The 22,309-nt window shown below is 69.5% G+C and carries 25 protein-coding genes; 9 read left to right on the top strand and 16 right to left on the bottom strand.

Annotated elements, in window-relative coordinates; translation table 11 throughout:
- Positions 1-131: 131 nt before the first annotated feature.
- Positions 132-953, bottom strand: a complete 822-nt coding sequence (locus ACH46_RS01090; protein WP_082399298.1) for a CPBP family intramembrane glutamic endopeptidase — start codon at positions 951-953, stop codon at positions 132-134.
- A gap of 34 nt (positions 954-987) precedes the next feature.
- Positions 988-1,758, bottom strand: a complete 771-nt coding sequence (locus tag ACH46_RS01085) for a DUF2470 domain-containing protein (RefSeq protein WP_062391310.1) — start codon at positions 1,756-1,758, stop codon at positions 988-990.
- A gap of 104 nt (positions 1,759-1,862) precedes the next feature.
- Here ACH46_RS01085 and pheA point away from each other — a divergent pair, with 104 nt between their 5' ends.
- Complete coding sequence (gene pheA, locus ACH46_RS01080; RefSeq protein WP_062391309.1) at positions 1,863-2,804, top strand: prephenate dehydratase; 942 nt, start codon at positions 1,863-1,865, stop codon at positions 2,802-2,804.
- 1 nt (position 2,805) lies between these two features.
- Positions 2,806-3,477: a histidine phosphatase family protein gene (locus ACH46_RS01075; protein WP_062391308.1), complete on the top strand. Its 672-nt coding sequence runs from the start codon at positions 2,806-2,808 to the stop codon at positions 3,475-3,477.
- Positions 3,478-3,498: 21 nt separating this feature from the next.
- On the opposite strand, the gene ACH46_RS01070 is transcribed toward ACH46_RS01075, so the two are convergent.
- From ACH46_RS01070 to ACH46_RS01060, 3 genes are all read right to left on the bottom strand, one after another.
- Positions 3,499-4,077, bottom strand: coding sequence for an HD domain-containing protein (locus ACH46_RS01070; protein WP_062391307.1), 579 nt, complete (start codon positions 4,075-4,077; stop codon positions 3,499-3,501).
- 127 nt (positions 4,078-4,204) lie between these two features.
- Entirely contained in the window at positions 4,205-4,555 is a 351-nt protein-coding gene (locus ACH46_RS01065; protein WP_062391306.1) for a metallopeptidase family protein, read from the bottom strand.
- Between the two features lies 1 nt (position 4,556).
- Positions 4,557-5,999 carry a septum formation family protein gene (locus ACH46_RS01060; RefSeq protein WP_062391305.1) on the bottom strand — a complete coding sequence of 481 codons (1,443 nt, stop codon included), beginning with the start codon at positions 5,997-5,999 and terminating at the stop codon, positions 4,557-4,559.
- Positions 6,000-6,055: 56 nt separating this feature from the next.
- Here ACH46_RS01060 and serS point away from each other — a divergent pair, with 56 nt between their 5' ends.
- From serS to ACH46_RS01040, 4 genes are all read left to right on the top strand, one after another.
- Positions 6,056-7,312: a serine--tRNA ligase gene (gene serS / locus ACH46_RS01055; RefSeq protein WP_062391304.1), complete on the top strand. Its 1,257-nt coding sequence runs from the start codon at positions 6,056-6,058 to the stop codon at positions 7,310-7,312.
- 43 nt (positions 7,313-7,355) lie between these two features.
- Complete coding sequence (locus ACH46_RS01050; RefSeq protein ID WP_062391303.1) at positions 7,356-8,174, top strand: hypothetical protein; 819 nt, start codon at positions 7,356-7,358, stop codon at positions 8,172-8,174.
- A gap of 105 nt (positions 8,175-8,279) precedes the next feature.
- Positions 8,280-9,677 (top strand): LCP family protein, encoded by a 1,398-nt coding sequence (locus ACH46_RS01045; RefSeq protein WP_226995718.1) that lies wholly within the window; start codon positions 8,280-8,282, stop codon positions 9,675-9,677.
- 72 nt (positions 9,678-9,749) lie between these two features.
- Entirely contained in the window at positions 9,750-10,307 is a 558-nt protein-coding gene (locus ACH46_RS01040; protein ID WP_062391302.1) for a ferritin, read from the top strand.
- Positions 10,308-10,309: 2 nt separating this feature from the next.
- Here ACH46_RS01040 and ACH46_RS01035 read toward each other — a convergent pair whose 3' ends face one another.
- Genes ACH46_RS01035 through ACH46_RS01020 form a run of 4 tightly spaced genes read right to left on the bottom strand, consistent with a single transcriptional unit; the run spans position 10,310 to position 13,443 of the window.
- Positions 10,310-11,275, bottom strand: coding sequence for a DUF5926 family protein (locus ACH46_RS01035; RefSeq protein ID WP_062391301.1), 966 nt, complete (start codon positions 11,273-11,275; stop codon positions 10,310-10,312).
- Between the two features lie 58 nt (positions 11,276-11,333).
- The gene (locus ACH46_RS01030; RefSeq protein ID WP_062391300.1) at positions 11,334-12,122 is read right to left on the bottom strand and encodes a glycerophosphodiester phosphodiesterase; all 789 of its coding nucleotides are present in this window, start codon (positions 12,120-12,122) and stop codon (positions 11,334-11,336) included.
- The gene (locus tag ACH46_RS01025) at positions 12,119-13,093 is read right to left on the bottom strand and encodes a DUF4328 domain-containing protein (protein ID WP_062391299.1); all 975 of its coding nucleotides are present in this window, start codon (positions 13,091-13,093) and stop codon (positions 12,119-12,121) included. The genes ACH46_RS01030 and ACH46_RS01025 overlap by 4 nt, the downstream gene beginning before the upstream one ends.
- Positions 13,093-13,443: a rhodanese-like domain-containing protein gene (locus ACH46_RS01020; RefSeq protein ID WP_062391298.1), complete on the bottom strand. Its 351-nt coding sequence runs from the start codon at positions 13,441-13,443 to the stop codon at positions 13,093-13,095. Before ACH46_RS01020 ends, ACH46_RS01025 begins: the two co-directional genes overlap by 1 nt.
- A 446-nt stretch (positions 13,444-13,889) precedes the next feature.
- Here ACH46_RS01020 and ACH46_RS01015 point away from each other — a divergent pair, with 446 nt between their 5' ends.
- Positions 13,890-14,627: a VOC family protein gene (locus ACH46_RS01015; RefSeq protein ID WP_062391297.1), complete on the top strand. Its 738-nt coding sequence runs from the start codon at positions 13,890-13,892 to the stop codon at positions 14,625-14,627.
- Positions 14,628-14,638: 11 nt separating this feature from the next.
- Here the strand turns inward: ACH46_RS01015 and ACH46_RS01010 are convergent, their stop codons facing one another.
- On the bottom strand, positions 14,639-15,703 hold the full coding sequence (locus ACH46_RS01010) for a winged helix DNA-binding domain-containing protein (RefSeq protein WP_062391296.1): 1,065 nt from the start codon (positions 15,701-15,703) through the stop codon (positions 14,639-14,641).
- Positions 15,704-15,716: 13 nt separating this feature from the next.
- Positions 15,717-16,436: a peptide-methionine (S)-S-oxide reductase MsrA gene (msrA, locus tag ACH46_RS01005; protein WP_062391295.1), complete on the bottom strand. Its 720-nt coding sequence runs from the start codon at positions 16,434-16,436 to the stop codon at positions 15,717-15,719.
- A gap of 112 nt (positions 16,437-16,548) precedes the next feature.
- Here msrA and ACH46_RS21180 point away from each other — a divergent pair, with 112 nt between their 5' ends.
- On the top strand, positions 16,549-16,692 hold the full coding sequence (locus tag ACH46_RS21180) for a hypothetical protein (protein WP_157850981.1): 144 nt from the start codon (positions 16,549-16,551) through the stop codon (positions 16,690-16,692).
- A gap of 125 nt (positions 16,693-16,817) precedes the next feature.
- The gene (locus ACH46_RS01000) at positions 16,818-17,447 is read left to right on the top strand and encodes a superoxide dismutase (protein ID WP_062391294.1); all 630 of its coding nucleotides are present in this window, start codon (positions 16,818-16,820) and stop codon (positions 17,445-17,447) included.
- Between the two features lie 81 nt (positions 17,448-17,528).
- Here the strand turns inward: ACH46_RS01000 and ACH46_RS00995 are convergent, their stop codons facing one another.
- The 5 genes from ACH46_RS00995 to ACH46_RS00970 form a co-directional block, all read right to left on the bottom strand.
- The gene (locus ACH46_RS00995; protein WP_470303241.1) at positions 17,529-18,158 is read right to left on the bottom strand and encodes a hypothetical protein; all 630 of its coding nucleotides are present in this window, start codon (positions 18,156-18,158) and stop codon (positions 17,529-17,531) included.
- Between the two features lie 213 nt (positions 18,159-18,371).
- A complete protein-coding gene (locus ACH46_RS00985) occupies positions 18,372-18,911 on the bottom strand; it encodes a dihydrofolate reductase family protein (protein ID WP_062391291.1) in 540 nt (179 codons plus the stop codon).
- Positions 18,912-18,947: 36 nt separating this feature from the next.
- Positions 18,948-19,400 (bottom strand): ABZJ_00895 family protein, encoded by a 453-nt coding sequence (locus ACH46_RS00980; RefSeq protein ID WP_062391290.1) that lies wholly within the window; start codon positions 19,398-19,400, stop codon positions 18,948-18,950.
- A 127-nt stretch (positions 19,401-19,527) separates the two neighbouring features.
- Positions 19,528-20,277, bottom strand: coding sequence for an energy-coupling factor transporter transmembrane component T family protein (locus ACH46_RS00975; protein ID WP_062391289.1), 750 nt, complete (start codon positions 20,275-20,277; stop codon positions 19,528-19,530).
- Positions 20,277-22,304 carry an ABC transporter ATP-binding protein gene (locus tag ACH46_RS00970; protein WP_062391288.1) on the bottom strand — a complete coding sequence of 676 codons (2,028 nt, stop codon included), beginning with the start codon at positions 22,302-22,304 and terminating at the stop codon, positions 20,277-20,279. The genes ACH46_RS00975 and ACH46_RS00970 overlap by 1 nt, the downstream gene beginning before the upstream one ends.
- Positions 22,305-22,309 lie beyond the last annotated feature (5 nt).

Below are 22,309 nucleotides of genomic sequence, written 5' to 3'. Positions count from 1 at the left end.
GTCCGGGTGGAATCGGGGCTCTTGGGAGGGAGCTGCTCGGATCGTTAAAGCGCGGCGCAGAGACCAGGGGTGTGAATTCGTCCCGCGGCCTGCGCCGCGCTTTCTCTTTCTGCCCCAGGTCCCGCGAGATCTCAGCCCAGCACGCCGGTTCGCGTCAGGACCGCGTAACCGATGAAGGCGATCGTGTCGATCAGCGCGTGCGCCAAGACCAGCGGCCACAGCCTGCCCGTCACCTGGTACCAGCGTCCGTAGACCAGCCCCATCACCACGTTGCCGACGGCGGCGCCCAGCCCCTGGTAGGCGTGGTAGGCGCCGCGCAGCACGGCCGACGACCACAGGGCGACGTTGGCACGCAGACCCAGCTGGCGGAGTCGAGTCATGAAGTAGCCGACCACCACCACCTCCTCGGCGAAGCCGTTGCCGAACGACTTCAGCGCGAGGACCGGGATCCGCCACCACAGGTCGTCGGTCGGTGCGACGTCCAGGACCGAGTTCGCGCCCATCGCCTGCGACACCGCCACCAGTGCGAGGCCGGGCAGTCCGATCACCGCGGCCAGGAGCACGGCGGGCGGGACGTCGGCGCGGGACGGTCGTGCCAGCCCGACGCGACGCAACCCGATACCGGTGCGCCAGAGCAGGTAGGCGCCGAGCCCGCCGATGGCCAGCAGCCGGATCACGCTCATCCCCTGCCGGATCGCATCGATCGCGGCCACCGACGATGCGACGGGATTCAGCGCGACCGTGGTGCCGCCGATCCCGGTGGTCAGCGCATTCTCCAGCAACGACAGGATCGCGTAGAGCGCGGAGAACCCGAAGGTCAGGACGCCGACCAGCAGGAGTTCGACGATGAGGGCACGCCGCTCGCTGGGGTCGTCGACCCGTGAGATCGCCGATTCCGGCGGATGCAGCGCGGCGCGGAGCAAGGCTCCCACACCGCGCCGCTGAGAAGTCACGTCGTCAACGGTAGTCGCCCGCGCGACGGTGCGGTCAGTCGTGCCCGAGGCAGGGATGCAGCGCCAGTGAGTGGATGGCGGCAGACAGTTCCGGAATGCGGGTGACCGGGCGCGCGAACGGGATCCGCACGTCCTCGTCACGGCAGCCCATCTCGATGCGGAAGGTGATGCCGAACCGATCGAGGCGGAGCGGTCGTGCACGACCGCCGCGCACGTGATCGGGCAGTCGGTGCGAGAGCTGGTGGATCAGGTCCTGGTGGTCGGCGTCGAGGTGGACCAGCCAGTCGGTCTCGAACTCCCAGAACGGATCGGGCTGCGCGGCCGCGATCGCCTCGACGTCGACGCCGCCGGCACCGGTCGAGGTCGCCAGGACCGCCGAGTCGAGCGCCATGCGCACCAGACTGTGGCCGTGCCCCAGGTCCAGGAGCCGCTCGTCCGGGTGATCGCCGGCGATCTCGATCGCCAGATCGCGTTCGAGCTCGGCGGGCACCGGGTTCAAGGTTCCCGACAGCCAGATCAACGACCGCACCCGCTCGCGCATCTGGACCGGCGCGCAGTCGATCACCTCGACCATCGCCGTGACCTCCTCGACGCCGGACCGGACCAGCCCGAGGGCTGGCGTCGCGTCGTCGACCAGCAGGAATGCGTCGCCCTCGAAGAGGTGCACCATCGACACGCTGTCGCAGCCCGCGCCGGACACCGCCGACTCCGGAGCACTGACGGACAGGGTTCCGCCGTGTGCGCGGCGGCATGCCGTCTGGATCAACTCGGCGTCGCATGGAGCGAGGATCGTGTTCACTGGCACCTCCGGTAACCGTTTGTTAGCTCAACCTAACTTAGACTTACCTAACCTAACGCGTGCGGGTTTTCGCGTCAACGGCACGGACCCACCGTCTCGACTACTGTGAAATGGTGCCCAGCTACGCATATTTCGGACCCGCCGGCACGTTCACCGAGATGGCCCTCGACGCCGTCCTGCGACGTCGCGGTGAGGACGAGACGGCCACCAAGGTCCCCGTGAGCAATCCCCCGACCGTGATCGAGATGATTCGACGCGGCGACGTCGACTTCGGCTGCGTGCCGATCGAGAGTTCCCTCGAGGGGGCCGTCCCGGCCACCATGGACGCCCTCGCCCCGACCGGCGACCAGGACCGCGTGCAGGCCTACGCCGAAGTCGCGCTCGACATCGCGTTCACCATCGCCGCAGCTCAGCCACTCGAACCCGTCGACGTCCGGACCGTCGCCGCCTATCCGGTGGCCGCGGGCCAGGTTCGACGCAGCGTCGAAGAGCTGTACCCGAACGCCGAGTTCGTCATCGCGACGTCCAACGCCGGCGCCGCCCGGGACGTGGCCGCGGGGAAGGCCGACGCCGCCGTCACCACCACCGCCGCCGCGCGGATGCACGGACTGACGACACTCGCCGACGGGGTCGCCGACTCCGACGACGCCGTGACCCGCTTCCTCCTGCTCGGGAGGCCGGGCCGCCCGCCGGAGCGGACCGGTGCGGACCGCACATCGGTGATCCTCGATCTGCCGAACACGCCCGGCAGCCTGGTGGCCGCGATGAACGAGTTCGCGATGCGTGGACTCGACCTCACGCGGATCGAATCGCGCCCCACCAAGACCAGCCGCGGCGGCGGCCAGTACCGCTTCTACCTCGACGCGCGGGGGCACGTGCAGGACGCCGCCGTCGGTGAGGCCCTGCGCGCCCTCCATCGGTCGGCCGATCGCGTCGTCTTCCTCGGTTCCTGGCCCATCGACCCGCTTCTGACCGTCGCCGCCGCGGCGACCCCGCCCGACCACGCCGAATCCCGCGCGTGGTTCGACGATCTGCTTCAGGGAGACCGCTGACATGGCTCGACTGCACCTGGTCCGACACGGTGAGACCACCGCGAACGTCCTCAAACGCCTCGACACCGCGCTGCCCGGCGCGTCGCTCACCGACTTCGGCGCCCGCCAGGGCGTCCGCTTCGGCCTGGAACACCCGCTGTCCGACGAAGCGATCCTGGTCAACTCGGTCGCGAACCGCGCCCAGCAGACCGCCGACCTCATCGGCTCGGTCTGGGATGCCGGAACCGAAACCGTGGAGGGTGTTCACGAGATCCAGGTCGGCGACCTCGAGGGACGCTCCGACCGCGAAGCACACGACCTGTTCCACGAGACCGTGGTCCGCTGGCACCGCGGCGACCTCGACGCCCGCCTCCCCGGCGGCGAATCCCTCGAGATGCTGCATGCGCGGTACCTCCCGGTGATCGACGACCTCACCGCCCGATACCTGACCGGCGAACACCAGCGCGACGTCTACCTGGTCTCCCACGGCGCCGCGATCCGGCTCATCGCCGCGCACCTCACCAAGCTCGACCCCGAGTTCGCCATGAAGAACTACCTGCAGAACACGGGCACCGTCGACCTGGAGTACAGCGACGGCCTGTGGATCTGTCATCGCTGGGGCGAGGCCGATCTGCCCGGCGACGACTCTCCGAAGGACGACGCGGCCGCGGAGAACGCCGACCCGATGGGCTGAGCGAGCGCCCGACCCCGCAGCTCAGCCGGCCGGACGCACCAGACTCCGGACCTCGCGGCGCAGGTTTGCGCGCGCCTGCTCCTCCCAGAGCCGCTGCGCCTGCGCCGAGGCGTAGAGATGATCGCGGGTCAGGAACTCGGCCAGGATGCCACGCCGCGTGCTCCGGAAGATCAAGTCGGGAACGTGCCGATACTCCGCCCGGACACCCGCGGCGTACTCGTCATAGCGAGCCGGGTCCGCACCCAGCACCGAGAAATCCGCGTCGGCCAGTGCGATGCCGTTCGCGTCGTCGTCCGCAGGCCGATGATCGCGCGTCATCTCCACCAGCCGCGCGACCTCGTCGCGGTCGGGATCCTCCGCCAACAGGCTGCGCGCCAACTCCGCCGAATCGCCCTCGTTGTCGCTGCCCGCCGGATCGTAGATCGCGTCGTGGAACCACGCTGCCAACACCACGGGCCGCTCGGCGAACTCCAGGCCCGCTCCGCGGAGCGTCTCCAGAGCCGCCAGGACCTCGTCGAGGTGGCGCTGGTTGTGGTGTTTGCGGTGGGGTTCGTTCCAGCGTTGTGTGAGGTCGGTGCGGATGGGGGTGGGGATCGTCATTGTTCAATCGTCTACCGGCATCCAGCGTCTGTCACGTGGTCTCGACCGACGCCTCGGCCTTCGGCCTCGGACGTCGGCTCGACCTGTCGCTCCGCTCCATCGGCTCGACCTGCCGCTCCGCGTCACATCAACCCCAGCCGTTTGCGTGCAGCCACTCGTCGCCGATGCCGAAATGGTGCCCCACCTCATGCAGGACGGTGATCGCCACCTCGCGACGCACCTGCTCCTCCGTGTGACACATCGCGAGCAGGGGCTCGCGGTAGATCTCGATGGTGTCCGGCAGAAAGCCGGCGTACTCGGTGGTCCGTTCGGTCAATGCGACGCCCGTGTACAGACCGAGGATCGTCGGATCGTCGTCGTTGCGCGGCCGCACCAGGATGACGACGTTCGACATCGCCTTCATCAGCTCTTCCGGGAGCAGGTCCAGCGCATCGCCGACCAGATTCTCGAAATCGCGCTCCGACATGGAGACCGGCATGTCAGCCGCCCACCGGCGCGGCAGGCTCCTGATCGGACGGGGTGTACCCCGGCGGCAGCGGCACCGGCTCGCCCACCGAACGTCCGGGCGGACCCTCGTTCGGCGGCGTCGGCACCTTGCCGTTGATCAGCAGCGGCCCCTCGCGCGCGTCGCCCACCAGGGTCGCGAAACCACCGCGATCCGGCAGTGCCACATAGCAGAAGACCCGACGACTGCCGGTCAGCCAACTGACCTCCGACAGCACCGACGGCTGCACGTTCAACGTGGTCTGCTTGAACTTCTCCGCACCACCGAAGAACCGGTTGGTCCGGTTCGGGCAGATGCCGCGCAGATACTCGTTCTGATCGTTCACACTCGGCCACGGCTTGCCGGATGTACGACCGCCGAACCGCTGCGACATGTCGACGCTGCCGGTCACCTGGAAGGCGTGCGGCTCCGCGCAGTTCACCACGGCACCGGTCGGCTGCCGCGACTTCGCATCGATCCCGATGCAGCTTCCGTCAGCCCACGTGAACGACTGGTCCACGTCACGCACCCGACCCGTGAACTCGTCCTGCACACCGCCGACGCCCGGCTGCTCGATACCGCAGCGCAGACTCCGCACACCCTGCTGCCACTCCGACTCCGACGGGAACATCAGACCGGGCGCGAACCGACCCTGCGGATCCAGCGCACCGCCCAGATAGCGCGAGACGATCACCGAGCAGTTCTCATCCCGGATCTCCGCGAACCGCTCCGGAGTGGGGAACGGTGCCGTCGACGCGAACTCCGCGGTCGGGAAGGTCGACGTGTCCAGCACACCCGCCACCTCGAAACGGTGCGGCTTGGTGCACTCCACCGTCACCGGGTCGCCCGGCGCATCGGCAGTCCACGTCAGGCAGTCGCCCGCCTCCGACCGGGTGAAGTCGTTCTGCGGCAACGCCTTGTCGCCGATCACCGACGAGCCGACCTCGCCGAGATCGTCGAAGCCGCCGGTCGCGTACAGCACGCCACCGGCCGCGACTCCGCCCACCAACACGGCGGCCAGGACCGCGCGCAGGCGGTTCTTCCCGGCCCGACTGCGTTTCGGATCATCGTCGACGTCGGGCGAGTCGTCGCTCACAACCGGCGCCGGAACGCCGTCCTCGACGTCCTCGTCATCGAACTCGCCCTCGTCGTAATACGCGTCCTCGGGCTCGACGCCCCACTCCTCGACGTCGTCCTCCACCTCGTCGGCGTCGTCGTCCGGGGGCTCACCGTGCGGGTCCGCCTCGGGCTCCAGCCCCCACTCGTCGGCGGACTCGAATTCCCTTGTCTCCCCTGCTGTCTCCACGTTTTCGGGCACCCCCGCACCGTCGACGAGATCGCCGTCCGGGGTCCCCACGTCCGCACCGCCGTCGGCGACGAGCTCAGCCTCGTCGTCGCCGCGGCCGTCGTGCATCGGTTGATCGCGCTTCGAAGTCATCGCAATCCATCATGCCTGGTCGATGCTTCCACCGTGTCCCGAGTAGGGTTCAACGTGTGATCGACCTGAAGATCGTGCGTGAGAACCCCGACCTTGTCCGCGAATCGCAGCGCGCCCGCGGCGAAGACCCGAGCCTCGTCGACCAGCTGCTCGACGCCGACGTCGCGCGCCGTTCGGCCATCGCCGAAGCCGACGCCCTGCGCTCCGAGCAGAAGGCCCTCGGCAAGCTCGTGGGCAAGGCGTCCGGCGACGAGAAGACCGAACTGCTCGCCAAGGGCAAGACCCTCGCCGAGCAGGTGAAGGCAGCCGTCGCCAAGCAGAACGACGCCGATACCGCGTCGTCCGACGCGCACCGCGCCATCTCCAACATCATCCAAGGCGCCCCCGCCGGCGGCGAGGACGACTACATCGTCCTCGAGCACGTCGGCGAACCCCGCGCCATCGAGAACCCCAAGGACCACCTCGAACTCGGTGAGACCCTCGGCCTTATCGACATGGCGCGCGGCGTCAAGGTCTCCGGATCGCGCTTCTACTTCCTCACCGGTCTCGGCGCCATGCTGCAGCTCGGCCTCCTCAACATGGCCGCCGCCAAAGCCACCGCCAACGGGTTCACCCTGATGATCCCGCCGGTCCTCGTGAAGCCCGAGATCATGGCGGGCACCGGCTTCCTCGGCGCCCACAGCGACGAGATCTATCACCTCGACGACGATGACATGTACCTCGTCGGCACCTCCGAGGTCCCGCTCGCCGGCTACCACAAGGACGAGATCCTCGACCTCTCCGGCGGCCCCAAGCGCTACGCCGGCTGGTCCACCTGCTTCCGCCGCGAAGCCGGCTCCTACGGCAAGGACACCCGCGGCATCATCCGCGTCCACCAGTTCGACAAGGTGGAGGGCTTCATCTACTGCAAGCCCGAAGACGCCGAAGCCGAACACCAGCGCATCCTCGGCTGGGAGAAGGACATGCTCGCCGCGATCGACGTGCCCTACCGGGTCATCGACGTCGCAGGCGGCGACCTCGGCAGCTCCGCCGCCCGCAAGTTCGACTGCGAGGCCTGGGTCCCCACCCAGAACACCTACCGCGAACTCACGTCGACCTCGAACTGCACCACCTTCCAGGCACGACGCCTCTCCGTGCGCTACCGCGACGAGAACGGGAAGCCGCAGACCGCCGCGACGCTCAACGGCACCCTCGCCACCACCCGCTGGCTGGTCGCGATTCTGGAGAACCATCAGCAGAGCGATGGGTCGGTCGTGCTTCCGCCCGAGCTGGCTCGGTTCGTCGGTGTGGAGCGGATCGCTCCTCCGGCCTGACCTGCTTCAGTCTTTCCCGCGAGAGGCGGCGTAGCTTTTAGCGATGGTGCTCGGAATCATCGCGGCCGTCGTCGCGGCCCTCGGGTTCGGGACGGCGTCGGTCCTGCAGGCGCGAGCCGCAGATCAGACGGAGACGGCGTTCTCCGCGATGCTTCAGCCGCTGTTCCTCGCCGGGATGGCGCTCGACGGAATCGGCTTCGTCGGCACCGCCGTCGCCTCGCGCACGCTCCCCCTGTTCCTGTCCGGGCCCATCGTCAGCTCCAACCTCGTCGTCACCGCGGTCCTCGCCGCCGTCCTGCTGAAGGTCACGCTCACCCGGCGCGACATCGTCGGCATCGGCGTCGTCATGGTCGCCCTCGTCACCCTCGCGCTCACCGCAGGCAGCGAAGGACACGACGACCCCGGGCCAGTCCTGCACTGGTCCGTCCTCGGTGCCGGCGTCGCCCTGCTCCTCCTCGGAGTCGTGGCCGCTGCGGTCGCCAGACCCCGCCGCGTCGCAATCCTCGCCGCTATGTCGTCCGGCATCCTGTTCGGGCTGATGGCCGTCGGCATCCGCATCGTCGACGGCCTCGCACCCCTCGACCTCGGCACCCTGCTCACCGACCCCGCCGCGTACGCGGTCCTGGTCTGCGGCCCCGGCGGGTTCTACCTGTTCACGGTCGCGCTGCAGGCCGGGAGCGTCGCCTCAGCGGCCGCCTCCCTCGCCGTCGGCGAGACCGTCGTCCCCGGGGTGTTCGGGGCCGTCCTCCTCGGCGACCAGACCCTCCCCGGCTGGGGTGCGCTCACCGTGATCGCGTTCGCCGCCGCCGTCGCGGGCGCCGTCACCGTCGCCATGTCCGACGGCGTCCGCGTCGCCGGTTGAGCGCCGTCGACGCCACTGCCGACGTCGATCATTCGGTGGAATCAGGAGAGTCGCGCGCGTCTCACCTTCAGCGTGCGGTCAGTTTCCGCCGGTAGCGTGTCTCCAATGAACAACCAGCGACCCGGGCCGCGCGATCCGCGGCAGCAGCGTGGAGGCCCTCGTCCCGAGGCGCCGACCCGCCGGGTCTCCGGTCCCCCGCCGCCCGCCGACTACCGCCCTCCGCTCGCCTGGTCCGAGGAACCGGACCGACGTCCGCGCCACCGCGCACCGGCACCCCCGCCCATCGAACCGCGCCGCCGCGAACCCCAGCGGCCCGACCCTCGCGAGCAGGCCCCGCGGCACGACCACCGCGCCGCCGCCCCCGGCGGCTACGCCCCCCGCCAGGATCCGCAGCCGATCCCCGCCGACCGCCGACGGGGATCCGCACAGCGCCCGCCGCACGACGCGCCGCCGGCGCGCCGCCACCGCAGCGACCGTCAGTCACCGCCCCCGCCGCCCGCCAAGCGAGGCCGGCGCGCCGCCGCCTCGGCACCGAAGCCGCGGAAGCGCCGCAAGTTCCGCCTCGGTCGCATCCTGCTGGTGATCGTGCTGCTCCTGGTGATCACACCGGTCGCGATGCTCTTCTACTTCGACGGCAAACTGCACCGCGTCGACGCCCTGACCTCGTACTCGGGGCGCATCGGCGACACCCCGGGCACCAACTGGCTGATCGTCGGCACCGACTCGCGGGCCGGCCTCAGCGACCAGCAGAAGAAGAACCTCGCCACCGGTGACGCCGACGGCGCCCGCACCGACACGATCATGATGGCGCACCTGCCACCGTCCGGGAAGCCGATGCTGATCAGCATCCCGCGCGACATGTACGTGCCGATCCCCGGCATGGGCAGCCACAAGATCAACTCCGCATTCAACAACGGCGGCCCGCAGCTGCTGGTCCAGACGGTGGAAGAGTTCACCGGCGTCCACATCGACCACTACGCCGAGATCGGTTTCGGCGGCTTCGACAACCTGGTCGACGCGGTCGGCGGCGTCGAGATGTGCCTGGATCAACCGCTCCGCGACCCCAAGGCGGGTCTCGATCTCAAGGCCGGCTGCCAGGAGCTCAACGGCGCCCAGGCCCTCGGGCTCGTCCGCACCCGCGCGTTCCCGAACGCCGATCTGGAACGCGTGGTGAACCAGCGGAAGTTCCTGTCGGCGCTGATGGCGAAGGCCACCAGCCCCTCGGTCCTGCTGAACCCGTTCCGGCTGTTCCCGTTCGTCAGCGGTGCCGTCGACGCCGTCACCGTCGACAGCGGCGACCACCTGTGGAGCCTGGCGTGGCTCGCGTTCAAACTCCGCAGCGATCCCATCACCACCACCGCGCCCGCCGACGGCGACCAGTACACCGACGACGGCGACTCCCTGATCCCCGGCGAGACCACCAAACGGTTCTTCGACTACATCGCCCGCGGCAAGGCGGTGCCCGCCGACCTGTTGACCTCCGACGCCGGGGCCGTGTCCTGACGCCGCCGCCGATCGTGATGCGGGGTCCGCAGACCGGTGTCCGGGGCGTCGCCTACGATTAGACTGCGGACCATGACCGACACGCCGCGTACGACGTTCCAGCAGCTCCTGCACGATCAGATCAGCAACGAGTTCACCGCGTCACAGCAGTACATCGCCCTCGCCGTGTACTACGACAACCACGACATGCCGCAGCTCGCGAAGCACTTCTACGGCCAGTCCGTGGAGGAGCGCAACCACGCGATGATGATCATCAAGTACTTCCTGGACCGCGACCTCGACGTCGAGATCCCCGCGGCCGCCGCGCCCGTCACCGCGTTCGACGACTACCGCGCACCGATCGAGCTGGCACTGGCGCAGGAGAAGCACGTCACCGAGCAGATCGTCGCGCTGGCCCGCGCGGCCCGCGACGACGGCGACTACCTCGGCGAGCAGTTCATGCAGTGGTTCCTCAAGGAACAGGTGGAGGAGGTCTCCACCATGACCACCCTGCAGGCCATCGCCGCCCGCGCCGACGGCAACATCTTCGACCTCGAGAACTTCGTCGAACGCGAGGTCAACGCAGCCCCGGCCACGCCGGCGTCGGCGACCGACCCCGGCGAGCCGCTGGCCGCGGGCGGCAACCTCTAGGGCTACCTCAGCGTCACCTGACGCCCGATGATCCCGGCGCGCGAGCTGCGCTGCGCCGCGGTCAGGTCGGACGTGTCGGCGAGCGCCTCGGCCAGGCGCGCGTCGAACTCCTCCACGCCGTCGATCCACTCCTCGTGGTGGGCTTCCACGTCGAGGTCGAAGACCGGCACGATGAGCCCGTGCGTCCGGAACGAGCCCGCGAACCGCGACCCCTCGCCCAGCGTCAGGTGCCCTGCCGCGTGCACCCGGGAGAGCGCGTTCATCAGGGTGGTCTCGTCCTCGGGACGCACCCAGCGCAGATGCGCCTTCTCGCCGGCGTCCACCCACCACGGGGCGCCGACACCGCTGCTCGGACGCAGGCGGGCCGTCGGCAGGATGGTCTCGTTGGCGCGATCGAGCATCATCGACAGCTCCTGCGGGATGTTCGCGTCCTCCGCGAACCACCAGCCGAAGTCGGTGTGGACGACGATGTCGAGGTCGGCCTCCGGATCGAGGATCTCGGTCAGTGCCTGCTCGGTCCGGGCACCGTCGTAGCTGTCGCCGTCGGCCGCGGACGCCGCCCACGCGAGGGCGCCGGCGATGGACCCGGCCAGGTCGGCGGGCTCGGGGTTGGTCTGCAGCCCCACCAGGCCCTGCGTCACCTTCCCGTTCGCGTCGCCCGCAACGGCGCCCTTCTCACCGAAGACGGCGGCGTCGCGCAGCCGGACCTCGGCGGGCACGGCACCCGGCAGGATGGTCGCGAAATCGGCCTCGTGCGCGGCCCCGAAGCTCTCGGCGTACGGCACCTGCGCCGTGGCCGAGGCGATGAACGCCCGCATGGCGACCAGGTCGCATTCGGCCTTCAGGCCCGCGAACGGTCGTGCCGGAGCGGCGAGCGACTCCGCCTGCCTGGCCTTGCGTGCGGCGACGCGCTCCGCGCGGTTGCTTCCCGGGCGCGGACCGCTGCCGCGCTTGCTCTTCTTTCCCATGCGAACAGCTTCTCATCCGTGGCCGGACCGCACGCGGTGCGCCACCGGATCGGGCGCGTCAGTCGACGGTGACGAGCCAGTCCCGGACCCGAGCCGGGTAGTTGGTCGCGACCCACCGCACGCCGAGGTCGGCGCACAGTTGGACGTCGGGCTGTGCGTCGCACGTCCACGCATACGTGACACGTCCGGCGGCAGCGGCCCGGTCCACCAGTTCCGGATGCATCCGCAGCGTCTCGATCGACGGGCCGACGCCGGTGGCGCCGACCGCGGTCGCCGCGGTGCCGCCGATGATCCGGGCGGTGTCGCCGAGCAGGATGGTCGGCAGCATCGGGGCCGTCCGGCGGACTCGCCAGACGCCGGCGGCGGAGAACGAGATGACGACGGCGCGACTGTGGTCGGCCGACGGCGGCGACGCAACGCCGAACTCGTGCAGCATGTCGAGCAGTTTGGTCTCCACCAGGCTCCCGAACCGGACCGGGTGCTTGGTCTCGATGAACAGCCTCACCGGGCGATGCCAGTCCAGGGTCATCGTCAACAGTTCCCGCAACGTCAGGACCGACGCGGACTCGCCGCTCGCGTGCCACGAGCCGAAGTCGTGCTCGCGCAACTGCGCCAGGGTCATCTCGCTGACCACGCCGGTGCCGTCGGAGACCCGCTCGATGGTGCGGTCGTGGATGCAGACGAGCTCCTCGTCGGCGGTCAGCCGCACATCGCATTCGAGGCCGTCGGCCCCCTGGGACAGCGCGAGGTCGTAGGCGGCGGCCGTGTGCTCGGCCAGCTCTCCGGACGCGCCCCGGTGCGCGACGACCGCGGGCTTGCCGGATCGGGAGATGTCGGAAGTACTCATGCCGCCACCAACCGCCTTTCGCGTGTTGACTCGTGGATCGGACCGGTCAGGACTGTCACCAGCCGCGGCGCCACCCAGTGGGCGAAGACCGCGGACACGGCGAGCGAGAGCGTGACGACGGCCAGACCGTCGGCGTGCACCTGCACCGAGTCGCTGAACCAGCCGCCGATCCGGTAGCCGACGGCGATCAGCGCGACACCGTTCACCAGGCCCCACGCGATCGCGATCCGACGGATCCGGTCGGCGGCGGCGTCCAGAGTGTCGGGATCGCACCGTGCCGCCTCGGTCAGCAGGAGTGGCGCACCGACGACGTTGACCAGCGGCACACCCGCCAGAAGCCACTGGTGCAGGCGCGGCCTCGGGTCGCGCAGGTCGGCCTCGGCGTACGCCGCCGTCCGGACGGCGAGCAGCCAGTGCACGAAGGCGACCAGCGCCAGCAGCATCCCGGCGACGGCGAAGGTGCCGAAGACCAGGACGGCGGCCCCGGACAGGAGGTCCAGCCACGCGGGAATCGGCGTGGTCCGGTTGACGACCGCGATCACGTAGCGGATCAGGTGCGCCACCGCGGCGGCGCCGAGCATGTAGGTGACCAGGGACAGCGTCCGGCGCAACGGCGCCGACGGCTCGACCGCGGCCCGGTCGTCGGAGGCGCCCGACAGCGGCGCGTCGACGAGACCCCAGCGCGGCACCGCGAAGTACCGCGGAGTGCCGGTCGGGGCGGCGGGCTGCGGGGCGCGGGGCTCGGGGCGGGCCTCGGCCGGTCGGTCTGCGGTCCAGCGCAGCGGAGGTCGGTTCACGGACGGACGCCGACTCGGGGCCGGGCGGGCGACAGCCGACGGGACCGGGCGTTGCCGGGGAACGGCGCGACCGTAGTCGTCGACGACGGTCAGCGGGCCGCCGCAGCGCGGGCAGATCTCGCGGCCCTGCCGGTGCGGTGCTTGGATACGGCAGGCCGGGCAGACGTCGAGCATCAGTCGGACGCGCTCCCGTCCATGCCCTCGGTGCCCGTGTCGATCGGCTTCTCGGCCGCCTGCCAGGCGACCATCCCGCCGCGAACCACGGTCGCGGCGATGCCGCGCATCGCCAAGTACTGGGACAGTCGGAACGATCTTCCGCTGGTGCGGCACACCACGAGCAGTTCGGAGTCGAGATCGATCTCGTCGATGCGCTCGGGGACGGAGTCGAGCGGAATGTGGAGAGCGCCGCGGACGTGCGCCTCTTCCCATTCATAGTTCTCACGAACGTCCAGAAGCACCTGTCCGACGACTCCGGTGAAGTCGTCGGGAAGGTCGGTGACCGCCACCGTGTCGATCTCGTCCATGCTCACGCCCCCATGGTTCCACAAAGGCGCCCGACGCGGAGGCCGTCCCGTCCTCCGAACGAGTGAATACGGCGTGCCAGCCTCGCTACCACAGCAGAGCGATCACGCAACAAGCACCTTCTATGCAGACTTGCATAATTCCATCCACAGTTTGCTGGACGGCCTGTTGATCCACACTTGCCAACAGGAACGGAGCGATCTGTGGACAAACCTGTGGAATTGTGGATAACGGGAGGTGAAACGATACCGAAGGGTGCTCCACGTCTCATTTTTGTCCCCCGTTCACCCTAAAGAAGCCAAAAGTAGGCACTACCGATCAGTAGAATTCGTTGAGTTCATCCCCAGCCCGTCTGTGGATGAGTTGTGGACAACACGCGCCAAGAAACTCTCCAGTTCTACTTTCGAGTTGCGATCTCGCGACTTTCCCCGCTCTACACTCGATCACTGTGCATGTCCGTTGGCTCACCGCGTTCTTCGACTTCCCCGCTGCCGATTTCGGTACGGAGGTGACCTTCTGGCGGGCGATCTCCGGCAGCACCGTCTCCCCGCCGCGCGGAGACTCGAAGCAGTTCGCGACGCTCGAACCCTTCCACGGCGACCCCTACCTGCGGGTGCAGCGCGTCGACGAGGGCCCCGGCGGGATGCACCTGGACGTCCACGTCGACGACCCCGTCGCGGGCGCGCTCGAGGCGGAGGCCCTCGGCGCCACCCGGGAGGCCGCCGCCGACGACGGTGTCATCACCCTGCGCTCCCCGATCGGCGGCGTCTTCTGCCTGGTTCCGTGGGACGGCGAGGAACTCCGTGCGCGACCGATCCGCTGGCCGGGCGGCGCCATCAGCATCATCGACCAACTCCGCTTCCAGGTGCCGACGGCGGCCTTCGACACCGAGGTCAACTTCTGGTCGGTCCTCACCGGGAAGGGCCCCATCGACACCGCGGGCCGCGACGAGGTGGCCCTCAACCACAGCCCCCGACTGTCGCTGCAGGTGGTCATCCTCCGAACCGACGAGGGCGAGGCCAGCGCGCACACGGCCCTCGCCGCGAACAATGTGGACGACGAGGTGGAGCGGCACGAGGACTGGGGTGCCACGGTGGTCTCCCGTGACGGCGACACCGTGCGGATGGCCGACCCCGCGGGGCGGCTGTACTGCATCACCCACCGCAACCCGCGAACCGGCGTCTGAACCGCGCCCGGCTACCGTCGGGCGAACTCCGCCAGCCGCACGGCTTCCTTCTCACACGCGCGGCGGTCCGCCTGCCGCAGGTCGGTGAGCTCGGTCAGCGTCACCGCGCCGTCGCGCAGCTGCCAGGTGGCCGCCAGCCGCCCGTCCACCAGGACGAAGCCGGGCGACCGGCCGTTCGCCGTCTGCGTCCGCGCGTACACGTCCGGGTCGGCGACGCGAATCCGATCGGTCTTCGCGAAGACCGCGTTGTCGTACGGTGCGACGAACCGGATCGGCACCGCGGAGTCGGCGAGGCGCAGGCCCTCGAGGTCGTAAAGGGTCTCGTCGTTCGGGCCGGTGAGCTTCATCAACTCCCAGTCCGCCTCCATCGCCTCCACGATCGGCCGCAGACCCCGCAGACCCGACCACGTCTGGATCGCGGCGACGGTCGACGGTCCGAAGCCACGCAGGTACATGCGAATCAGGTCCCGGACGGCCTCGTCGCCGGTCAACCCGGGTTCGCCGTCACCGATCCAGTCGTCGAGCAGCGCGTACGACGGCGCTCCCGACCGCCGCCACAGGCCGCGCGGCGGAACCTGGACCAAGGGCAGCGCACCGCGCACGGTCGCCACCAAGTCGGCGGCGGGTTCGTGGGGCCATCGTGCGGCCAACCGAGCCCGCAGATCCGCGGCGGACACGGGCCCGTCGCTCTCGGCGAACTCCTCGACGGCGGCGGCCGTCACCTCGTCGACGGTCACGGCGTGGAATCCGCGCGCATGCGTCGCGACGGCGGCGTCGAGGACCGGCTGCAGGGCGGGACGCATCCATCGCGCGTCGAGACCGTCCATCAGGAACACGGTCCCGCGGTGAAGCGCCATCCGGACCACCTCGCGCTCGGTCAGCAGCTCATCGAGCTCCGCCGGATCGAAGTCGGCGACCCGTGCTTCGAGCGCGAAGAACGCCGCCTGCGGGTCCTGCGACTGCAGACCCACGCACCGATCGATCACTTCGACGGCGTCGTCGTCGACGCGGTCGATCAGGTGTTGGCGATGCAGCAGGGTCCGGTTCCACTGCCGCAGGCTGACGCTGGGGGTCACCGGCGCGGGCGACTCACCCGGCTTCGGGGAAGGTGAGCCCCGTCGGCGCGTGGCAGCGGTATCCGTTGGGGTTCGTGAAGAGGTACTGCTGGTGGTAGCCCTCCGCGTAGTAGAAGGTTCCGTCGCCCGCGTCGGACATCAGCGAGATCTCACTGGTCACCGGCCCGTACCCGGCGGCGGCGAGCACGGGCTCGAAGCGGCGGGCCGCAGCGACCGCCACCTCGTTCTCGGCCTCGTCGAATGTGAACACGGCCGACCGGTACTGGGTGCCGATGTCGTTGCCCTGCCGCATCTCCTGCGTCGGATCGTGCGCCGTGTAGAACGTCTGGATCAGCGTGTCGAAGCTCAACTGCTTCGGGTCGTAGACGACGAGCACGGCTTCGGCGTGACCGGTCCGCGCCGTGCACACCTCCTCGTACGTCGGATTCGGCGTGTAGCCGCCGGCGTAGCCGACCGCGGTGCTCACCACGCCGGGGAGCTGCCAGAAGATCTCCTCGAAGCCCCAGAAGCAGCCGCCGGCGAGCACCACCGTGCGCAGATCCGGGCCCCAGTCGCCGATCCCGGCGGGGCCGTAGGCACCCGTCTCGTCGGGCTCACCGCGCAGCGGACGGTGCAGCACCAGGTGCTCGGCCGGAACGGGCATCGGCGCGGCCCGCCCGGGCAGCGCGTCGTCGCGACTCACCATCACGCGTTTCACATCGGCTGCGGCCATGATCCGATCGAACAAGCTCATGCGACCAGCGTACGTCGCCGGAGAATTTGTCGCCGCGACCCGAACGACGTAGGCTCGCCCCAACGGCGACCTGTGAGACGCGTCACCGCGGAACGGCTTTGGGAGGTGGAGCATGAGTGGGGACCAGCAGTCGCTCCTCCGCGACGCGACCGACGACCGCCCCGCCTTCGACCAGCAGGTCGGTACTCAATGCATGGCGATCTCCGCGTCGATCGTGGTCATTCTCGTCGCGCTCGCTCTGGTCGCCCTTCTCTGACTTCGGGGTGTCGACCCTTTTTGCGCAGGTCCGGCGTGGCTGTTGCAGAAAGTCCCGGTCTACGGAAATGTAGAAACTGGACCCGGGTACGGATCTTTCACCAATCTTCATACGAGAGGACCATCGTGGCTGAATACACTCTGCCTGAGTTGGACTACGACTACGGCGCGCTGGAGCCGCACATCTCCGGCAAGATCATGGAGCTCCACCACAGCAAGCACCACGCTGCTTACGTGAAGGGCGCCAACACCGCTCTCGAGAAGCTGGCCGAGGCTCGTGAAGACGGCACCATCGCAGGCAAGGTCTTCGGACTGTCTGCGAACCTGTCGTTCCACCTCGGCGGCCACACCAACCACTCCATCTTCTGGAAGAACCTGTCGCCCAACGGTGGCGACAAGCCGGTGGGCGACCTCGCCGACGCCATCGACAACGACTTCGGCAGCTTCGACAAGTTCCAGGCGCACTTCACCGCCGCAGCCACCACCCTGCAGGGCAGCGGCTGGGCCATCCTCGGCTGGGACACCATCGGCCAGCGCCTCGTCATCGAGCAGCTGACCGACCAGAGCGGCAACACCTCCGCCGCCCTGATCCCCGTCGTCATGCTCGACATGTGGGAGCACGCCTTCTATCTCGACTACCAGAACGTGAAGCCGGACTACGTCAAGGCTTGGTGGAACATCGTGAACTGGGCCGACGCCGGCGAGCGCTTCGATCGCGCACGCACCCAGGGCAACGGCCTCATCGTCCCGGCCTGATCCTTCAGTCCGCGGCCGATTACCCGGCTCGACGACCCGGCACCGAGAGGTGCCGGGTCGTTCTGCGTTCCCGGGTCGGAATCAGTCGCAACAACAGCAGCAGTCGCAGGCGTCGCAGCCGCAGTCGAGGGCTTCGCACGCCGGCGACTTGTACTTGTCCGAGCAGTGATTCCAGTGGTCCGTGCAGAGCGCCGGCCCGCAGCAGCTGACGCCTGTGAACGGCAGGATCCGTTCGTACCAGCGACGATTCGGCTTGAAGGGCGGCGGCCACGGTGCGTCCACGCGGTGACCTGGCGGCGGCGACGCGGGCCAGCCGGTCCGGCCGCCCGCCGACGCGGCACCGCATCCGATCATCCTGTGCGTCAACGCCTTCCGGCGTGCCCGCACAGCCCTGGCCACACCGCCGACCAGCAGCGCCCGAAGCAGGCGGTCGTCGTGCAGCACCAGCTGCTCGTACCGGTCGACGATGTTCTCGGCCAGCATCCCGGCACGCCGCACGGCGGTCTCGTCCGTGGTCCCGGTCGCGTCGAGCGGATTGAAATCGCCTGCGACCCGATCGGCGGCGCGGTCGTCGACGGCGTCGAGCAGGTGGGCGAGCCTCCCGAAGTCGGCACCGATCGCGGCCAGCGGCTCCCGATTCCCGGGCACGCCTGCGCGGTCGGCGCTCGCCGCGAAGACCGCCGCGCACGCCGTCGCGGGCGGCTCCAGCAGCGCGTCGAGATCGGTTGCCGTGCACTCGATCTCCGCCTGACTCGTGAGCGGCGCCAGGATCGCGTCGACGTCGAGGACCGCATCACCGTCACGCGCGGCGGACCGGATTCTGCGGTGCAGGGCACGGTCCGGCCCGCCGGGTCTCCGCGCGAGGCGCCCGTTGGGCCGCCGTGAGCACCGAGATCATGATCGTCCCAACCTATCGGGCCGCGGTCACTCCCGCGGTCCGACGAGCCGATAGCGACCGATGAGAAAGGCCTGATTGTGCGCCGTCTCGAGGAGCTCGAAGTCGTAGCGGCCGGTGAACAGCGGGCGCCCCGCGCCGAGGACCACAGGCGCGTAGGAGATCACCATCTCGTCGAGCATTCCGGCGGCCGCGAACTGCGCCGCCAGGTCGCCGCCGCCGACCACCCACACGTCACGCCCGCGAGCCGCGTCCTCGAGGAGCTGCCGATGCTGCGCCGGCGTCCCTTCGATGACGGTGATGCTCGGGTGCACCGGCTGCAGGTCGCGGTGGGTGAAGACGAAGGTCCGCTGCTCCGCGTACGGCCACGGCTCGTCGCCCTGGTGGCGCAGGAGCCACTCGTAGGTGGTGGCGCCCATGGCGACGGTCCCGGTCCTCGCCATCAGGTCGGCGATCGAGAACGGCCCGTCCTCGTCGATCGGCTGCGTCAACAGCCAGTCGAGGGAGTCGTCCGGGTCGGCCAGATAGCCGTCGAGCGTGGACGCGGTGTAGTAGATGTAGCCGGTCACGTGGTTCCTCCTCGGGTGGCGATGCCGGTCAACGGCTCATCGGCCCTTGGCCGCCTTGCGCTCCTCGGCCTTGATCATCGACTTGAGCTGGTATCCCGGGTAGAAGCGGAACAGCAGCCACATCAGCGCGAACTCCAGCAGCAGGGTCACCAGCATCACGATCGCCAGGAGCCCGCCGTCCAGCGAGTCGAAGAACTCCCCCACCTGGTCCGCGAAGATCACCGTGACGACGCCGATCTGAATCAGCTGCACCGCGACGAAGATCCCGAAGCACAGACCCAGCAACTGCCACCGCTCCTGTGAGTCCGGTACGCGTCGGTGGTCCTTGACGAACGCCGACGTCGGATAGATGGCCGCGACGACGGGCGCGACCAGCATCATCGACGTGTTCGAGCTGTCACCGCCCAGCAGCATGTCGATCAGGTAGTACAGCACCGTCACCACGATCAGCGCCAGCAGATAGCCGCCGCCGTACTTCTTCCAGTTCATTTCCGCTCATTCCTCCCGTTCCCCGCACTGTACTTCGCGCCCCGTCTCGCACTACCAACGCGTACGGCCGGACATCTCCGCCGACACGCCGCATTTCCGGCCGACGACGTGGTGGCTGTGCGAACTCCTACAGGTAGATCACGCTGACGGTGATCGCCGCGGCGCACGCCGCGAAGAACAGGCTGAGCACGACCGCGTCGATCCGCCCCGGCCGCGACTGGTACGCGGTCAGGCGACCGGTGCCGCCGCGGGCCGTGATCGCCTCCGCCATCTCCGAACTGCGACGCATGGCCGACGACATCGCGGCGACCACGATGTCGAGGACCGACAGTTCGGCCGACGGATGTCCGGAGTCGGCGTTCGACCGCGGACGCAATCGGTGCGCCGCCCACAGCAGCCGCATCTCCTCCACCAGCAGCGGCAGCGCGCGGAGGGCGAGAGCGATGGTGACGGCCCACTCGTCGACGGGCAGTCGCAGGATCCGCAACGGCGACATCAATCGGGCGAGCGCGGGCGCGAGGTCGGCCATCGGCGTGGTCCAGATGACCAGGACCGACATCGCCACGACCACCAGGCCCAGCACGATGCCGCGCAGCGTGGTGGTACCGCCGTCGACGCCGCGCGCGATCCACGACCACACCACCGACACCGCCATCAGCGCCCAGAACCACCACGGCGGCCTGGGGAGCGCACCCAGCGGAATCTTGGCCGCGAGCACGAAGATCAGCAGGCAGACGGTCACGAAGGCCAGGCTCGGCCACGACGGCAGGACCCACGTCATCAGGCCCAGCGAGAAGATGATGATCAGCTTGCTGCCCGCCCACATCCGGTGGACCGGCGAGTCTCCGGGAATCTGCCGGAGCATCGGGATCTGCATCAGAGACCGCCTTCCAGCACGCCGTCGACCAGTTCGATCCGTCGGTTGCACACCTTGTCGAGGGCCTCCAGGTCGTGCGAGATGATGATGATCGTCGCGCCCTTCTCGCGCAGCCCGGCGAGGACGGCGAGCACCTCCTCGCGCGCCTGCGGGTCGAGGCCGGCGAGCGGCTCGTCGAGCACCAGCAGGTCGGGTTTCGAGGCGATCAGCGAGGCCAGGACCACGCGGCGCATCTGTCCGCCCGACAGGGCGTCGACGCGACGGGCCGCGATCTCGCGGGGCAGGGTGACGAGGTCGAGCACGTGGCCCACCTCGGCGGTGCCGACCTCGATGCCGCCGACCGCCATGATCTCGTCGGCGACAGTCGCCTTCTGGAGTTGCAGGCGGGCGTGCTGGAAGCCGAGGCCGACGTCGCCGACCCGCTCGTGGGTCGGCTCGTCGCCGAGCAGGACGGTGCCCTCGGTCGGCTTGATCAGCCCGGCCAGAATCCACGCGAGCGTGGACTTCCCGGATCCGTTGCCGCCGACGATCAGCACGCCGTCGCCCCGGTTGACGCGCAGGTTCACCGACTTGAGCGCGGTGACCTCCCACGGCGAACCGATCAGATAGGTGTGCTGCAGGCCCTTCACCACCAGGAGCGGCTCCCCGGCATCGTCGTACCGCTGCGGCAGCGGCGGGCTGATGGCCTCGGGATGCATCCAGCTCGGATGGTGTTCGACGACGCGCCCGCCCTCCAGGTGGATCACCCGGTCGGCGGCGCGGGCCTCGCTGTCGCGGTGGGTGATGAGCACGACGGTGATGCCGCGGCGCATCGGCAACTGGGCGAGGATCGCGATCAGGTCGGCGCGTCCCGCCGGGTCGACCATCGAGGTCACCTCGTCGGCGATCAGCAGGCGCGGATCGCGGGCGAGGGCCGCCGCGACCGCCAGCCGCTGCTGCTGGCCTCCGGACAGGTCGGTCGTCTCGCGGTCGCCGAGGCCGGCCAGACCGACCTCGGCGAGCAACCCGTCGACGTCCACCTCGGTGCCCTCCGGCAGGCCCCACACCAGGTCGTCTGCGACGCGGGCGCCGAGCATCTGCGCTTCGGGTCGTTGCAGGACCAGCGCGGTGCCGCCCTGGCGGCCGAGGCCGGGAGCCCCGGGCCGGTCGATCACGCTGATGGTCGGTTCGACGCCCGAGAGGAGTTTCGACAGCGTCGACTTCCCCGAGCCGTTGGCGCCCACGACGGCGACGAACTCGCCCGCGGTCAGTGCCAGGTCGATCCCGGACAGCACCTGCCGGTCGGAGCCGGGGTACGTGTAGCCCACCCCCGCCATGCGCAGCGGCAGCGGGGCGACGGGGCGGTCTCCGTCGACGATGCTCGCGACCTCGAGAGTGTCCTCGAGCGGGACTTCGCGGAGTCGGTCGAGCACCTTGGTCAGCAGCCAGCCGGCGATCCACAGCGTCAGCAGGCAGCCGATGATGCCCGGAATCCACATCCACAGCCACCAGTTGTCGATGATGTGCTGGGCGAGCCAGTCGATCGCGTTGCCGCCCGCCTCGAACCGGACCGCACGGAACGTCTTCGCCACGCCGGACAGGATGTTGTCGAGAATCTCCAGGGCCAGCTTGCGAAGGGGCACCAGCACCCACATCAGCAGGACCGACATCCCCGCGATGATCGGTGCCGCGATCAACGACATGAGGAACATCGCCGTCGCACGGCCGCCGCGACGGTGCACCTCGCCGACCAGCCCGCCCATCACCGCCGACGCGAGCACGGCGAACGCCGGACCGAGTCCGGTGACGACGAAGGTGACGGCGACCGTCGTGACGATCGCGGCGATGACCGCGCGGACCCGCGTCCGAGCCGCGAGCAGCGCGATCGGCACCGGCGTCATGAATCCCAAGGCAGCGGCGAGCGGGACCACGGACACGATGACCGCGGGAACCACCGTCAGGCCGCTGAACACGGCGATCGCCGCGAACTCGCGCGGACGCAGACGTCCCGTCGGCGCTGCTGGAGCGTCGATTGCTTTCCTGACCACCTGCC

It is taken from the genome of Gordonia phthalatica (genome assembly GCF_001305675.1).
Classification (GTDB): domain Bacteria; phylum Actinomycetota; class Actinomycetes; order Mycobacteriales; family Mycobacteriaceae; genus Gordonia; species Gordonia phthalatica.
The sequence above is the reverse complement of the archived record's forward strand: the minus strand, read 5'-3'. Positions and strand labels throughout refer to the sequence as shown.

Coding starts and splice junctions, on each gene's coding strand:
- pheA (WP_062391309.1), top strand. CDS start 1,863: ATGGTGCCCAGCTACGCATATTTCGGACCCGCCGGCACGTTCACCGAG.
- ACH46_RS01075 (WP_062391308.1), top strand. CDS start 2,806: ATGGCTCGACTGCACCTGGTCCGACACGGTGAGACCACCGCGAACGTC.
- ACH46_RS01070 (WP_062391307.1), bottom strand. CDS start 4,077: ATGACGATCCCCACCCCCATCCGCACCGACCTCACACAACGCTGGAAC.
- ACH46_RS01065 (WP_062391306.1), bottom strand. CDS start 4,555: ATGCCGGTCTCCATGTCGGAGCGCGATTTCGAGAATCTGGTCGGCGAT.
- ACH46_RS01060 (WP_062391305.1), bottom strand. CDS start 5,999: ATGACTTCGAAGCGCGATCAACCGATGCACGACGGCCGCGGCGACGAC.
- ACH46_RS01050 (WP_062391303.1), top strand. CDS start 7,356: ATGGTGCTCGGAATCATCGCGGCCGTCGTCGCGGCCCTCGGGTTCGGG.
- ACH46_RS01045 (WP_226995718.1), top strand. CDS start 8,280: ATGAACAACCAGCGACCCGGGCCGCGCGATCCGCGGCAGCAGCGTGGA.
- ACH46_RS01040 (WP_062391302.1), top strand. CDS start 9,750: ATGACCGACACGCCGCGTACGACGTTCCAGCAGCTCCTGCACGATCAG.
- ACH46_RS01035 (WP_062391301.1), bottom strand. CDS start 11,275: ATGGGAAAGAAGAGCAAGCGCGGCAGCGGTCCGCGCCCGGGAAGCAAC.
- ACH46_RS01030 (WP_062391300.1), bottom strand. CDS start 12,122: ATGAGTACTTCCGACATCTCCCGATCCGGCAAGCCCGCGGTCGTCGCG.
- ACH46_RS01025 (WP_062391299.1), bottom strand. CDS start 13,093: ATGCTCGACGTCTGCCCGGCCTGCCGTATCCAAGCACCGCACCGGCAG.
- ACH46_RS01020 (WP_062391298.1), bottom strand. CDS start 13,443: ATGGACGAGATCGACACGGTGGCGGTCACCGACCTTCCCGACGACTTC.
- msrA (WP_062391295.1), bottom strand. CDS start 16,436: ATGAGCTTGTTCGATCGGATCATGGCCGCAGCCGATGTGAAACGCGTG.
- ACH46_RS21180 (WP_157850981.1), top strand. CDS start 16,549: ATGAGTGGGGACCAGCAGTCGCTCCTCCGCGACGCGACCGACGACCGC.
- ACH46_RS00980 (WP_062391290.1), bottom strand. CDS start 19,400: ATGAACTGGAAGAAGTACGGCGGCGGCTATCTGCTGGCGCTGATCGTG.
- ACH46_RS00975 (WP_062391289.1), bottom strand. CDS start 20,277: ATGCAGATCCCGATGCTCCGGCAGATTCCCGGAGACTCGCCGGTCCAC.